This window comes from Streptomyces sp. CBMA29 (assembly GCF_014596445.1).
Taxonomy (GTDB): Bacteria; Actinomycetota; Actinomycetes; order Streptomycetales; family Streptomycetaceae; genus Actinacidiphila.
Map to the genome: position 1 here is coordinate 13,030 of NZ_MECL01000093.1, position 14,346 is coordinate 27,375.

Sequence of the window (14,346 nt, forward strand, 5' to 3'; positions counted from 1 at the left end):
CGTTGATCTGACACCATTCTTCGTAGAGCTCTGTCTTCAAACGGAGTGACGAGGAATCTCACCCGGTTGGCGGGTGAGTACGCCAGGAGACCGATGGGACCGCGGAGTGCGGGGCAACGACAGCTACCAGGCTGACGACCACCTCTCTCAGCTCGAAGCCGAGATGGAGCGGCTTCGTACCGAGCGGGGCAAGGCCGTCGACCACGCCGACGACCTCGGTTATCAGGTCGAGGTGCTGCGCGCCAAGCTGCACGAGGCGCGCCGCAATCTGGCGACCCGTCCTGCCTACGACAACATCGGCCACCAGGCCGACCAGCTCCTGCGCAACGCCCAGATCCAGGCCGACCAGCTCCGCGCCGACGCCGAGCGCGAGCTGCGCGACGCCCGCGCCCAGACCCAGCGGCTGCTCCAGGAGCAGGCCGAGCACCAGGCCCGCTTCGAGGCGGAGTGGCACGCCGAGGCCATCGCCCGGCGGCGGCAGCTCGACGAGGAGCTGGGCGAGCGCCGCGCGACCGTAGAGACGCACGTCAACGAGAACGTGGCGTGGGCCGAGCAGCTGCGGGCCCGCAGCGAGTCGCAGGCCCGCCGCCTGCTGGACGAGACCCGCGCCGAGTCCGAGGCGGCGCTGGCCGCCGCCCGCGGTGAGGCCACCCGGGTCGCCGAGCAGACCCGCGAGCGGCTGACCTCGGAGGCGCAGTCCGCGCGCAACGAGGCGGAGCAGCTGCTGCGCCGGGCCCGCACCGACGCCGAGCGGCTGCTGACCGCCGCCTCGACGCAGGCGCAGGAGGCCACCAGCGAGGCCGAGCAGCTGCGGACCTCCACCCGCAGCGAGTCCGACGAGGCCAGAAGCCGGGCGATCGAGCTGTCCCGGCTGGCCGAGGAGCGGCTGCGGGAGGCCGACGAGGCGCTGCGCACCGCCCGCGCGGAGGCCGAGCGGCTGCGCGAGGAGGCCACGGCCGGCGCCGCCAAGCGCCTGGCGGCCACCGAGACGGAGAACGAGCAGCGCACCCGTACGGCCAGGGCCGAGATCGCCCGCATGGTCGGCGAGGCCACCAAGCAGGTGGACAGCGCCAAGGCGGAGGCCGAACAGACCGTCGCCGACGCCCGCGCGCAGGCCGAGCGCATCCGTACCGAGGCGCAGGAGACCGCCCGCGCCGCCGCGTCCGAGGACGCCGCCGCCCAGCTGGCGCAGGCCGCCAGGTCGGCCGAGGAGATCCTGACCAAGGCGTCGGAGGACGCCCGCTCCACCACGAAGTCGGCGGGCGAGGAGGCCGAGCGGATCCGCCGCGAGGCCGAGGCGGAGACCGAGCGGCTGCGCAGCGAGGCCGAGGCGTCCGCGCAGGAGCTGCGCGGCGCCGCCCAGGACGACACCGAGGAGTACCGGGCCAGGACCGTCGAGCTCCAGGAGGAGGCCAGGCGGCTGCGCGGCGAGGCCGAGCAGCTGCGGGCCGACGCGGTCGCCGAGGGCGAGCGCATCCGCGGTGAGGCCCGCAGGGAGGCCGTCCAGCAGATCGAGGAGGCCGCGAGCAAGGCCGAGGAGCTGCTGGCCAAGGCGAAGGCCGACGGCGACGAGCTGCGGCAGGGCGCGGCCACCGAGGCCGACCGGATGCGTACCGAGTCCGTCGAGCGGGCCTCCGCGCTGAACACCAAGGCCGAGGACGCCCTTCAGCACGCCCGCGCCGAGGCCGAGGAGCTGCGCCAGGAGGCGGAGCGGCAGGCCACGACGGTCAAGGAGGAGGCCGAGGAGGCCGCCCAGCGGCAGCGCGCGGAGGGCGACACGCTCGTCGCCCGGATGCGCGAGGAGGCCGAGACCGACCTGGTACGGCTCCGCGAGGAGGCCGAGACCCGGCTCGCCGCCGCCGAGCAGTCGCTGCGCGACGCCGACACAGAGGCGGAGCGGCTGCGCCGGGAGGCCGCCGAGGAGGCAGAGAGGCTGCGCCAGGAGACCGGCGAGCGGGTCCGCACCCTCCAGGAGCAGGCCGAGGCCGAGGCGGTACGGCTGCGGGACGAGGCCGCGGCGGACGCGGCGCAGACCCGCGCGGAGGGCGAGAACGTCGCCGTACGGCTCCAGGCGGAGGCGGCGGCGGAGGCCGAGCAGCGGCGCGCGGAGGCCAAGGAGCACGCGGACCGGGTCCGCGCCGAGGCCGCCGCGGCGGCCGAGCGCCTCGGTACGGAGGCCGCGGAGGCGCTGGCCGCCGCGCAGGAGGAGGCGGCCAGGCGCCGCCGCGAGGCCGAGGAGTTGCTGGGCGCCGCCCGCGGCGAGGCCGAGCAGGAGCGCGCGCAGGCCCGCCGCGAGAGCGAGGAACTGCTGGCCGCCGCCCGCAAGCGCGTCGAGGACGCGGCGGCGGAGGCCGACCGGCTGGGCGCGGAGGCCGACCGGCTGGGCGCGGAGGCCGACCAGCGGGCCGCGGAGGCGGTCGCGGCGGCCGAGGCCACCGCGCAGCAGGTCCGCGACTCGGTCGCGCATCTGCACCAGGAGGCCGAGGAGGAGATCACCGGGCTCCGCTCGGCGGCCGAGCACGCGGCCCAGCGGGTGCGCGGCGAGGCCCAGGGCGAGGCGGACCGGCTGCACGCGGACGCCAACTCCGAGCGGGAGCGGGCGTCGCAGGACTCGGCCCGGATCCGCCAAGAGAGCAAGGAGGAGGCCGACGCGGCACGGCAGTTGGCCGACCGTACGGTCACCGAGGCGATCGAGGAGTCCGACCGGCTGCGCGCCGAGGCCCGCGACGACGCCAACCGGATGCGCACCGACGCGGCGTCCCAGGCCGACCAGTTGGTCACCAAGGCCCGCGAGGAGGCCGAACGGCTCGGTATCCTCGCCAAGGACGCGCTGGACACCGCGGAGCGCGAGGCCGAGGAGGCGCGGACGCATTCGCAGCGCGTCCTCGACGAGGCGCGCGAGGCGGCCAACAAGCGCCGCAGCGAGGCCGCGGAGCAGGCGGACGAGCTGATCGGCAAGGCGCAGGCGGAGGCCCGCAGGACCGCGGCGACGGCCGAGGAGCAGGCCGACGCGATGGTCGGCGCGGCCCGCGGCGAGTCCGAGCGGCTGGTCAACGAGGCCACGGCGGAGGGCAATGGCCTGGTCGAGCGGGCGCGGACCGACGCGGACACCATGCTCGGCGAGGCCAGGCACGACGCGACGGCCATAAGGGAACGTACCGAGGAGCTGCGCCAGCGCGTGGAGTCCGAGGTCGAGGAGCTGCACGACCGGGCCCGCAAGGAGGCCGCGGAGGCGATGAAGACCGTCGGCGAGCGGGTCGACAAGCTGGTCACCGCCGCCACCGAGCAGCTCGCCGAGGCGGAGCAGAAGGCCGCCGAGATCAAGTCCACGGCCACGTCCGAGGCGAGCAAGGTCCGTATCGCCGCGGTGAAGAAGGTCGAGGGTCTCCTGAAGGAGGCCGAGCAGAAGAGGGCCGAGGCCGAGCGCGAGTCCGAGCGGGTCAAGGGGGAGGCCCGTACCGAAGCGGATCGCATCGTGACCGAGGGCAGACGAGAACTGGAGATCCTCGTGCGCCGCAGAGAAGACATCAACGCGGAGATCTCTCGCGTCCAGGACGTGCTGGAGGCGCTGGAGTCGTTCGAGGCGCCCGGGGGCGGTGTCACCGCTGGTGCGGGTGCGGGAACCACTCGTTCGAGTGGCAAGCGCATCGACGATGCTCCACTCGATTGAGCGGACTTTGAGCGGACATTCTCCATACCTAATAGGCAATGGCTCGGTGACACGCCGCCTGGGCCCCTAGGATTCCCCCTATCACCTCAACCGGTCTGAATCGACAGGATCCCCATGAGCGACACTTCCTCCCCCTTCGGCTTCGAGCTCGTTCGGCGCGGATACGACCGCGGACAGGTGGACGACCGCATCACGAAGCTCGTCGCCGACCGTGACAGCGCACTGACGAGGATCACCGCGCTGGAGAAGCGCATCGAGGAGTTGCACCTCGAAACCCAGAACGCCCAGGCCCAGGTCAATGACTCGGAGCCGTCGTACGCGGGTCTCGGTGCCCGTGTCGAGAAGATCCTCCGTCTCGCCGAGGAGGAGGCGAAGGACCTGCGCGAGGAGGCCCGCCGCGCCGCCGAGCAGCACCGCGAGCTGGCCGAGTCGGCCGCCAACCAGGTGCGCAACGACGCGGAGGCGTTCGCCGCCGACCGCAAGTCGAAGGCCGAGGACGAGGGCGTCCGTATCGTCGACAAGGCGAAGGGCGACGCCTCGCAGCTCCGCGCCGACGCCACGAAGGACGCGCAGAACAAGCGCGAGGAGGCGGACGCCCTCTTCGAGGAGACCCGCGCCAAGGCCGCCCAGGCCGCCGCGGACTTCGAGACCAACCTGGCCAAGCGCCGCGAGCAGTCCGAGCGTGACCTGGCGGGCCGTCAGGCCAAGGCCGAGAAGCGCCTGGCGGAGATCGAGCACCGCGCCGAGCAGCTTCGCCTGGAGGCGGAGAAGCTGCGCACCGACGCCGAGCGTCGCGCGCGTCAGACGGTGGAGACCGCTCAGCGTCAGTCCGAGGACATCGTCGCGGACGCGAACGCGAAGGCCGACCGGATCCGCAGCGAGTCCGAGCGCGAGCTGGCGGCGCTCACCAACCGCCGCGACAGCATCAACGCTCAGCTCACCAACGTCCGCGAGATGCTGGCGACGCTGACCGGTGCCGCGGTCGCCGCGGCCGGTGCTCCGGCCGACGACGAGCCGATCTCGCGTGGCGTCCCGGCGCAGCAGTCCCGCTGACCGCCCGCCCACCTGTGGGTTCTCCGGTCTGAACAGGGGCTGAAGCGCCTGAACACGGGCTGAACGTTCGCCGACGGGTTGCCCGAAACCCCCGCCCATCCCGGGCGGGGGTTTCGGTTTACTCCGGGGCGGTTGCTAGCCTCGCCCCCATGATTGAGTTGCAGGGGCTCACCAAGCGGTACGGGGACAAGACCGCAGTCGACAATCTGACCTTCACCGTGCGCCCCGGCGTGGTGACCGGCTTCCTCGGGCCCAACGGCGCGGGCAAGTCCACGACGATGCGCATGATGCTCGGCCTGGACAACCCGACCGCGGGCAACGTACGCATCGACGGCAAGCACTACGCGCAGCTCAGCGAGCCGCTGAAGTACATCGGCGCGCTGCTGGACGCCAAGGCCATCCACGGCGGGCGGACCGCGTACAACCATCTGTTGTGTCTCGCCCAGTCGAACCGCATTCCGCGGCACCGGGTGGACGAGGTGCTGGAGACGGTCGGTCTGACGGCGGTGGCGAAGAAACGTTCCAAGGGCTTCTCGCTCGGCATGGGCCAGCGGCTCGGCATCGCGGGCGCGCTGCTCGGCGACCCCGAGATCCTGATGTTCGACGAGCCGGTCAACGGACTGGACCCCGAGGGCATCCACTGGATCCGCAATCTCATGAAGGGGCTGGCCGCGCAGGGCCGTACGGTCTTCGTCTCCAGCCACCTGATGAGCGAGATGGCGCTGACCGCCGAGCATCTGATCGTGATCGGCCGCGGCCGGCTGATGGCCGACACCTCGATGGCCGACTTCATCGAGAAGAACTCCCGTTCCTACGTGCGGATTCGCACCCCGCAGCCGGAGCGGTTGAAGGACGTGCTGGCCACGGCGGGGTTCACCCCGGTGACCACGAGCGACGGCACGTTCGAGATCCAGGACGGCGACACGGCGCAGCTCGGCGAGCTGGCCGCGCAGCATCAGTTGGTGCTGCACGAACTCAGCCCGCAGCGGGCATCGTTGGAGGAAGCGTTCATGCAGCTCACCGCGGACTCGGTGGAGTACCACGCGGGCGGTGTGCTCGCCCCGCCGCCCGGTCCGGGTGGCGCCGCGCCAGAGCCCGGCGCCCCCGCCCCGCAGTGGGGTGCGGACTGGCGCAACTCCGGCTCCGGGAAGGTGAACTGACATGGCGTCTCCTACCGCCGTCCTCCAGTCGGAGTGGACGAAGATCAAGTCGGTACGTTCCACGCTCTGGACGCTGGTGCTCGCCTTCATCGTCACCGTGGGCCTCGGCGCGCTGATCTGCCTGGTGGTCAACAACACGTTCCACGACAGGTCGGACTCGGACAGGGCGACCTTCGACGCGACGGCCACCAGCTTCTTCGGCATGTCGCTCGGCCAGTTGGCGCTGATCGTCTTCGGTGTGCTGGTGATCTCCAGCGAGTACAGCACCGGCATGATCCGCACCTCGCTGGCGGCCGTACCGCAGCGCGGCGTCTTCTACTTCTGCAAGATCGCGGTGACCGGCCTGTTGGGCGTGGTGGTCGGCATGGCCACCAGTTTCGTCACGTTCTTCGTCGGTCAGGCGCTGCTGGGCTCGCACAAGACGTCGATCAGCGATCCGGGGGTGCTGCGGGCCGTCTTCGGCGCCGGGCTCTACATGACGCTGATGGTGCTGCTGTGCGTCGGCGCCGCCGCGATGATGCGCAGCCCGATGCTGGGTCTCGGCATCCTGATGCCGTTCTTCTTCCTGGTCTCGCCGATCCTGTCGGCCGTGCCGAAGGTGAAGACCTTCGCGCGCTACCTCCCCGACCAGGCGGGCCAGAAGATCATGCAGGTGGTGCCGGATTCGGGCGACCACACCGCGTACGGCCCCTGGGGCGGTATCGGCATCATGGCGATCTGGGTGATCGTGGCGCTGATCGGCGGTTACGTGGTGCTGGCCAAGCGCGACGCCTGAGGTTCCCGCCGCCGGGCCGCGGGTTCGCCGAGTCCGGATCGTTGTCATGGGGCACCTCCCAGGTGCGAGTTTGGGGGACGGTGGGGGGAACCAACCCCCACCGGCTACGCTTCCTCCCTCACGGGGGCGAGTCGCCTCCGTTGCAGTGAGGGGCGGAGCATGATCCAGGCAGTCGGCCTGACCAAGCAGTACGGCGCGAAGACAGCCGTGTACAACCTGTCGTTCCAGGTACGGCCTGGCACCGTCACCGGATTCCTCGGCCCGAACGGCTCGGGCAAGTCCACGACGATGCGGATGATCCTGGGCCTGGACGAGCCGACCTCCGGCCAGGTGACCATCGGCGGAGTGCCGTACCGGCGGCTGCCGAACGCGCCGCGCAAGGTGGGCGCGCTGCTGGACGCCAAGGCGGTGCACGGGGGCCGCAGCGCCCGTCAGCACCTGCTCTGCGTGGCGCAGCTCTCCGGCATACCGGCCCGCAGGGTCGACGAGGTGCTGGGGGTCGTCGGCCTCCAGGACGTGGCCTCCCGGCGCTCCAAGGGCTTCTCGCTGGGCATGGGACAGCGGCTCGGCATCGCGGGAGCGCTGCTCGGCGACCCGGAAGTGCTGCTCTTCGACGAGCCGGTCAACGGGCTCGACCCCGAGGGCATCCACTGGGTGCGCAATCTGATGCGCAAGCTGGCGAGCGAGGGCCGCACCGTCTTCGTCTCCAGCCACCTGATGAGCGAGATGGCGCTGACCGCCGACCACCTCATCGTCATCGGCCGCGGCCAACTGCTCGCCGACATGAGCGTCAAGGACTTCATCGCCCACCACTCGACCGGCTACGCGCTGGTCCGCACGCCCGCCGAGGGCGGTGAGCGCGAGAAGTTCAGCAAGGCGCTCACCGACGCGGGCGCCGCCGTACAGCCGGAGCAGGACGGCGCGCTGCGCGTCACCGGCCTCGAACTGCCCAGGATCAGCGACATCGCGTACGACGCCGAGGTCCGGATCTGGGAACTGTCGCCGCACCAGGCGTCGCTGGAGGAGGCGTACATGCGCCTGACCAGCGGCGCGGTCGACTACCGCTCGACGCAGGACCCGCGCCAGGGCCTTCAGCACGCGGCGCCGTACGCCGTCCAGGGCCCCGGCGGCTACGCACCGCCGCCGGGAGCGCAGGGCTGGCAGCAGCCGTACGGACAGCAACAGCCGTACGGGCAGCCGGGTTACGGACAGCCGGGTCACGAGCAGCAGCAGCCCGGCTGGGGGTACCAGCAGCAGCCGATGGCCGCGCCCGTACCGCAGCAGTCGTACGCTCCCCAGGCGCCGCCCGCCGCTTCCACCGCTCCCGCGACTCAGCCCGTAGCACCCGCCGCTCCGCCCGTACCGCCCGCACCCGCCGCCCTGAACATGGACAAGTCCGACAGCGAGGACGCCCGATGACCGCCCCGGCCCAGTTCCCGGCCTCCGCCCCGCATGGCGGCTACCAGCAACAGCAGCCGCAGCAGCCGCAGTTCGCCTCGCAGTCGCCGGTCGCGCAGACCACCCTCGGGCAGGCGGTGCGCTCGGAGTGGACGAAGATCCGCACGGTGCGCTCCACGGTGTGGACGCTCGGCGTGATGCTCGTCCTGGTCATCGGCATCAATCTGCTGGTGGTCGTGCCGATCGACCACAGCAACGACACCAGTGTGCCGGTGCTCGCACCCGGCCTGTTCGGCCTCATCCTGGGCCAGTTGGCGATCATCACGCTGGGTGTGCTGGTGATCACCTCCGAGTACGGCACCGGCATGATCCGTACCACCCTGACCGCGTGCCCGCAGCGCTCGCGGGTCCTGACGGCGAAGGCGATCGTCTTCTTCCTGCTGTCCTTCGTGACCACCACGGTCGCCTGCACGATCACCGCGCTCATCAGTTGGAGCGTGATGTCCGGCAAGCGGGTCTCCGGATACGACCTGGAGGACCCGCACCCGGGCGTCGTCATCAGGGACGGCGTGACCGCCGCGAGCGGCACCGAATGGCTGGGCGCGACCGTCGGCGTCGGCCTCTACGTGGCGCTGCTCGGCCTGCTGGCGCTCGCCGTCGGCACGCTGCTGCGGCACTCGGCCGGGGCGATCACCACCATGCTCGGCGTCGTCCTGCTGCCGCTGCTGATCGCGATCTTCCTGCCGTCCAGCCTGGACGAGGCCCGCAACAAGCTGGTGCGGTTCTCCGCGCCCAACTCGCTGGCCTCGCTCTACCACTTCCCGATGATCGGCGAGGGCGACCAGAACGGCCTGCCCCAGCTCATCACGCTGGCCTGCATCACGGCGGTGCTGCTGGGAGCGGCGTACGCGACGCTCAACACCAGGGACGTCTGAACACGTATCGGCCGCGTCGGCCAAAGGACTTGGCCCCGGTTCAGTGCCGGGGAGCGTTACGGGACCGCTGCACCTTGCTGGTGCGGCGGTCCCTCGCGTTCCAGCACGCGCGGTGCCAGTGCCGCCGGTCGTCCACTCCCCCGTAGTCCCGCCAGGCCACCACGTGCCCGACGCCGGGCGGGATCTCCTGGTCGCAGCCGGGACAGCGGTAGTGCTTGGCGGAGGCGCTGCCCGCGATCGGGCGCACCACCCACTCCTCGCCCTGCCACTCCACGGTGCTGCTGGCGCCGAGCCCCGACTCCTGCTGCTCCGTACGGTCGGCGGGGCGGTCTCCGCCGGGCGGGCGGTTTCGTCGCGGCGACACGGGACACCTCGCGCTCTGCTGGGCTTCGCGGACTCTGCGTCAAGGGTACGCGGCCGGTCGGCCCATACCGGAACACCCGCCTCGCGCACACCAGAACGGCTCATCTCCGATATGACTGCCGAAAATCATGAAAACGTCTCAGAAAGCCGTGCCTTTGGCACGTGCCAAGCGTTACCAAGGGAGGAGGGATGAGCAATGCGAGTTGGGACATTCGTCATAGCGGCCCAGTTCCCCGGTCAGGGCCAGGGAGAGGCGCTGCACCGGGCGATATCCTCGGCCGAGGCCGCTGACGTGGCCGGACTTGACACCGTATGGCTGGCCGAGCACCACTTCGTCCCGTACGGCGTGTGCCCGTCGGCCGTCACCCTCGCCGGGCTGCTGCTCGGGCGTACGCGCCGGATCAGCGTGGGCACCGCGGTGAGCGTGCTGCCGACCGCGCATCCGGTGGCGCTGGGCGAACAGGCCGCGCTGCTGCATCTGGCGTCCGGCGGACGCTTCACCCTCGGGGTCGGCCGCGGCGGTCCGTGGGTGGACCTGGAGGTCTTCGGCACCGGACTGGCCGCCTTCGAGGCCGGTTTCCCCGAATCGCTCGACCTGCTGCTGCGCTGGCTGCGCGAGCCCGCGGTCGGCGCGGACGGTCCGCGCTACACCTTCCGCGAGGTGTCCGTCGTGCCGCGTCCCGACGAGCTGTACGACCCGGCGGCCGAGCCGGTGGCGGGCTCGGGGCCGCCCGTCGTGGTCGCCTGCACCTCCCCCGGCACCGTCCGGCTGGCCGCGGAACGCGGGCTGCCGATGCTGCTGGGGATGCACTGCGGGGACGAGGAGAAGGCCGCGATGGTGGCGGCCTGGCGGGAGGCGGCACTGGCCGCCGGGCACTGCCCCGACGCCGTGTCGGCCGCCGGTCATGTCTCGGCGGGCGTGGCCCAGGTCGGGGACACCAGGTCGGACGCGGTGGAGACGCTGCTCAAGTCGATGCCCGGCTGGTTACAGCGCGGGCTCGGCGCCCATCGCACGGTGGACGGCAGCGCGCGGGCCATGCGCGACCCGCGCGCCTACACCGAACTGCTCTGTGATCTGCACCCGGTGGGTCCGCCACGGCTGTGCGCCGACCGCCTCGCGGCCACCGCGGAACGGACCGGTATCACCCGTTTCGCCCTCCTGGTGGAGGGCTCGGGGGACCTGACCGCCACCTTGGACAATGTGGCCAGGCTGGGCGCCGACGTGCTCCCGGAACTGGCCTGATTACGCGGGCGGGTCCGGTCGCGGGAGCGGGCCGCATTGTGCCGACGCCCAGTGCGAGCTAGGGCGTGTCCGGCGGTGTTCGCCGGGCGGGGCGTTACGTCAGCAGTCCCTGAACTCCGGTGACTGGTTGAGCACTTGGGACCTGACGGAGGTGAACTTGCCGTAGCTCTCGGCGATCCCGGGGTCCACCGTGTCCAGTGGGAAGACCGCCACACGGTGGCAGTTCTGGAAGGCGAGCCGCACCCCGAAGTGCCGTTGTAGGGCCCCTCGTATCGCATCGCTGGCCAGTGCACGGAGCAACTGGCCGCGCTCCTTCTCACTCGGCGGCGGCACCTGGTTGTCGGCGAAGGCTCCGCCGTCGACCTTGAGCTGTGCCACCAACGAGCTGATCATCTCCCACGCGTAAGGGAGGGACGTCCTGACGCAGTCGACGAATTCCTGTTCGTCGACCTCGCCTCGCTCGGCCTGTTCGAGGAGGGCCGGTGAGACGTCGAGCGACATGGGTACTCCTCTCGTGACCCCGTGATCACACGGAGCCAGACGGACGGGTTGCCAGCGGCCGGACCAGCGTTCCCGCACGTCCGGCCTCCGCTTCAACCGTAGGGTCGTTGGTCCGACCGCACCAGGAGGTAGCGCACTTAACCGGCCAAGTTTCCGCAGTCGTCCGGAGTCGTACGCACAGGGGCGCACGGGACGTGCGGGGGCGAAACGTGCGGGGGTGAATCACCCGGGGCCGAATCGCGTACGGGGCGGCGCGTCCAGTAGCGTTGCGCACCATGCGTCTCGTCATCGCCCGCTGCTCCGTCGACTACGCGGGCCGGCTCTCCGCCCACCTGCCCTCCGCCACCCGGCTGCTGCTCATCAAGGCGGACGGCAGTCTGTCGGTGCACGCCGACGACCGGGCCTACAAGCCGCTCAACTGGATGTCCCCGCCGTGCACGCTCAAAGAGGGCGACGACGGCGTCTGGACGGTCGTCAACAAGGCCGGTGAGCAGCTCATCATCACCATCGAGGAGGTCCTGCACGACTCCTCGCACGAACTCGGCGTCGACCCCGGCCTGATCAAGGACGGCGTCGAGGCGCACCTCCAGGAGCTGCTGGCCGACCGGATGGAAGTCCTCGGCGCGGGCTGGACCCTGATCCGCCGCGAATACCCCACGGCCATCGGCCCGGTGGACATCCTGTGCCGCGACGCCTCGGGCGCCACCGTCGCCGTCGAGCTGAAGCGGCGCGGCGACATCGACGGTGTCGAACAGCTCACCCGCTACCTCGAACTCCTCAACCGCGACCCCCGTCTCGCCCCGGTGCGCGGGGTGTTCGCCGCCCAGGAGATCAAACCCCAGGCCCGCGTGCTGGCCACGGACCGCGGCATCGGCTGCGTCGTCCTGGACTACGACGGGATGCGCGGCATCTCCGACGACAAGCTGCGGCTGTTCTAGTCCGCCGCTCTGACCCGCGGCCATGACCCGCCGCTCTGACCCGCGGCGCTAACCCGCGGCCTTGAGGGAGTCGAGCCAGCGCAGGAGGCGGGCGCCCTCCCGGACCGTGACGGCCGGGTCGCGCAGGGCGTTGGTCAGCAATGACATGCCCTGGTAGGCGGAGACGAGGGTGACGGCGAGGTCGTCGGGGTCGGGCAGACCCAGGGCGCGGAACTGCTGGGCCGCCCAGTCCAGCAGGCGCCGGATCACCGCGCCTGCCTCGGCGTCGAGGGTGCCGTCGGCGCGCTTGCCGAGTTCGACGGCGAGCGAGCCGGTCGGGCAGCCGTGGCGGGCGGCGACCTCGCGCTGCTCGATCCAGGACTCGACCAGCGCCTTGAGCCGGTCGCGCGGGTCGGGCAATCGGTCGAGGCGGGCGGTGAGTTGGTCCAGGCGGGAGCTGTGCTCGCAGAGCGCGGCCAGGATCAGCTCGTCCTTGGTCTTGAAGTAGTAGTAGACGTTCCCGACCGGGACGCCGGCCGCGCGCGCGATGTCGGCGAGGGTGGTGCGCTCGACGCCCTGCTCGTGCAGGACCCGGGCCGCCTCGGCCGTGAGCCGTCGGCGCTTGTCGGCCGCCCGCGCTCGGGGCTTCACTGAGTCAGTCACCCAACTCACTATAGACAACCCTCCCGTGGGCCGTGCTAGCGTCCTATTTAGTCAGCCAACTAACTCACAGAGGGAGTCGTCGTGATCGTGGTGACAGGAGCGACCGGCAACATCGGGCGGATCTTGGTGCCCCTGCTGGCAGAGGCGGGCGAGGACGTCGTGGCCGTCTCGCGGCGCGGGCCCGGGGCATTCCCCGAAGGGCTCCCGGCAGGGACCAGGCACGCCCGCGCCGACGTCGGAGACAGCGCGAGCATACGGCCCGTCCTCGACGGTGCCGAGGCTTTTTTCCTCCTGCTCGCGGGGGAACTCAACGGCCGCGGGGAGAGACCGGGCGCCGTGGTCGACGCGGCCCTCGACGCCGGGGTCAAGCGGATCGTGCTGGTCTCCTCCCAGCTCAACTCCACGCGCCCCGACGCGCCTTCGCACGCCCGCCTGGGCGCCTTCGAAGCCGCCGTGCGCGCGTCAGGAGCGGACTACACGATCCTGCGCCCCGGCGGCTTCGCCTCCAACGCCCTCGCCTGGTCCGAGTCCGTCCGCGCCCGACGGACGGTCTTCGCGCCCTTCGGCGACGTGGTCACCCCCGTGGTCGACCCGGCCGACATCGCCGCCGTGGCGGCGGTCGCGCTGCGCGAGGAGGGGCACGCGGGCCGCACGTACGAACTCACCGGGCCCGAGGCCCTCAGCCCGCGCCGGCAGGCGGCGGCGATCTCCCACGCCCTGGGCGAGGACATCACCTTCGTGGAGCTCTCCCGCGAGGAGGCCCACGCCCGCATGGCGCGCTTCATGCCGGAGGAGATCATCCCCGGCACCCTCGACGTACTCGGCCTCCCCCTGCCCGCCGAGCAGGCCGTCAGCCCCGACGTGAAGCGCGTCCTCCACCGCTCCCCCGCACCCTTCGCGGATTGGGTCACCCGAAATCTCCCGGCCTTCCGGTAGACCGGCAGCCCCCGTTGGCCCCGGGCGCACGCGGATCGCTTCGCGCGCGTCCGGGCATCTCCGTGTTTTCGCGGTTCAGGCTGGGCGGCGGTTGTACCTGTCCAGCGCCGCCTTGTTGGTGGAGGCATCCTGAAACACGAGTTCCCACGGGCCGGTGTTCACGTCCATCTCCTTGCCGAAGCCGACCCACTTGCCGGTCAGGCGGCGGCCGGTTGGTTCGGCGAGCATCTGGACAGCGCCGTGGTAGCGAGCACCCCGGTAGTAACCGTCTTGCGCCGTCTGCTCGACCCAGGTTCCCGTGATGACGTTGCCGTCCACGGTGAGGTCCATCGTCAGCGGTGAATCCGAGGAGCCGGGAAGGCTTCGCACGGTCAGCCGGTTGGCGTGCTGAAGCACGACTACGTAGTGCAGGCCGGTGAACACGTCCCCGCTCCGGCCGGAAGAGACGTACTCGTAGCGCGAGAGCCACACCCCCGAGTAGTTGGCTCGGGGTGCCGCTTGTGCGGTCGGCGCGGGACCGTGGGCAGCGGCCATTCCAGGCGGCGAGCCCGCGAGGTCATGACCTCCCACGCGCGTAGGCGGGACGCGGAGACAGTGACGTACCGGCCTCCCAGCGCTGTACGAGCCGCTTGGAGGCGTCGTTGGGCTCACCGGCACGCGCGTCATTCAGGTGTCACTCTCTGCGCGTGACCGATGCACCACGGCATGGGTTGAACCAGCGACGCAGGCGGG

The 14,346-nt window shown here is 71.5% G+C and carries 12 protein-coding genes and 1 pseudogene; 9 read left to right on the forward strand and 4 right to left on the reverse strand.

Annotated features, from left to right (window positions below):
- Positions 1–106 precede the first annotated feature (106 nt).
- From scy to BGM09_RS14240, 6 genes are all read left to right on the forward strand, one after another.
- Positions 107–3,670 carry a polarized growth protein Scy gene (gene scy, locus BGM09_RS14215; protein ID WP_188281920.1) on the forward strand — a complete coding sequence of 1,188 codons (3,564 nt, stop codon included), beginning with the start codon at positions 107–109 and terminating at the stop codon, positions 3,668–3,670.
- 114 nt (positions 3,671–3,784) lie between these two features.
- Positions 3,785–4,723, forward strand: coding sequence for a cellulose-binding protein (locus BGM09_RS14220; RefSeq protein WP_188281921.1), 939 nt, complete (start codon positions 3,785–3,787; stop codon positions 4,721–4,723).
- Between the two features lie 149 nt (positions 4,724–4,872).
- Positions 4,873–5,883, forward strand: a complete 1,011-nt coding sequence (locus BGM09_RS14225) for an ABC transporter ATP-binding protein (protein WP_188281922.1) — start codon at positions 4,873–4,875, stop codon at positions 5,881–5,883.
- Between the two features lies 1 nt (position 5,884).
- Positions 5,885–6,658, forward strand: a complete 774-nt coding sequence (locus BGM09_RS14230; protein WP_188281923.1) for an ABC transporter permease — start codon at positions 5,885–5,887, stop codon at positions 6,656–6,658.
- 159 nt (positions 6,659–6,817) lie between these two features.
- Positions 6,818–8,077, forward strand: a complete 1,260-nt coding sequence (locus tag BGM09_RS14235) for an ABC transporter ATP-binding protein (RefSeq protein ID WP_188281924.1) — start codon at positions 6,818–6,820, stop codon at positions 8,075–8,077.
- Positions 8,074–8,991: an ABC transporter permease subunit gene (locus BGM09_RS14240; RefSeq protein ID WP_188281925.1), complete on the forward strand. Its 918-nt coding sequence runs from the start codon at positions 8,074–8,076 to the stop codon at positions 8,989–8,991. Before BGM09_RS14235 ends, BGM09_RS14240 begins: the two co-directional genes overlap by 4 nt.
- Before the next feature lie 40 nt (positions 8,992–9,031).
- On the opposite strand, the gene BGM09_RS14245 is transcribed toward BGM09_RS14240, so the two are convergent.
- On the reverse strand, positions 9,032–9,355 hold the full coding sequence (locus tag BGM09_RS14245; protein WP_188281926.1) for an ATP/GTP-binding protein: 324 nt from the start codon (positions 9,353–9,355) through the stop codon (positions 9,032–9,034).
- Between the two features lie 195 nt (positions 9,356–9,550).
- On the opposite strand from BGM09_RS14245, the gene BGM09_RS14250 reads away from it, so the two are divergent.
- Positions 9,551–10,597: an LLM class flavin-dependent oxidoreductase gene (locus BGM09_RS14250; RefSeq protein ID WP_188281927.1), complete on the forward strand. Its 1,047-nt coding sequence runs from the start codon at positions 9,551–9,553 to the stop codon at positions 10,595–10,597.
- Between the two features lie 99 nt (positions 10,598–10,696).
- Here the strand turns inward: BGM09_RS14250 and BGM09_RS14255 are convergent, their stop codons facing one another.
- Entirely contained in the window at positions 10,697–11,098 is a 402-nt protein-coding gene (locus tag BGM09_RS14255; protein ID WP_188281928.1) for an SCO5389 family protein, read from the reverse strand.
- Between the two features lie 275 nt (positions 11,099–11,373).
- Between BGM09_RS14255 and nucS the strand changes: the two genes are divergently transcribed.
- A complete protein-coding gene (gene nucS, locus BGM09_RS14260; RefSeq protein WP_188281929.1) occupies positions 11,374–12,036 on the forward strand; it encodes an endonuclease NucS in 663 nt (220 codons plus the stop codon).
- A gap of 48 nt (positions 12,037–12,084) precedes the next feature.
- Here the strand turns inward: nucS and BGM09_RS14265 are convergent, their stop codons facing one another.
- Positions 12,085–12,678: a TetR/AcrR family transcriptional regulator gene (locus tag BGM09_RS14265; protein WP_188281930.1), complete on the reverse strand. Its 594-nt coding sequence runs from the start codon at positions 12,676–12,678 to the stop codon at positions 12,085–12,087.
- An 81-nt stretch (positions 12,679–12,759) separates the two neighbouring features.
- Here BGM09_RS14265 and BGM09_RS14270 point away from each other — a divergent pair, with 81 nt between their 5' ends.
- Complete coding sequence (locus BGM09_RS14270; protein ID WP_188281931.1) at positions 12,760–13,614, forward strand: SDR family oxidoreductase; 855 nt, start codon at positions 12,760–12,762, stop codon at positions 13,612–13,614.
- 75 nt (positions 13,615–13,689) lie between these two features.
- Here the strand turns inward: BGM09_RS14270 and BGM09_RS14275 are convergent.
- Positions 13,690–14,284 (reverse strand): annotated as a pseudogene (locus BGM09_RS14275) (XRE family transcriptional regulator).
- Positions 14,285–14,346 lie beyond the last annotated feature (62 nt).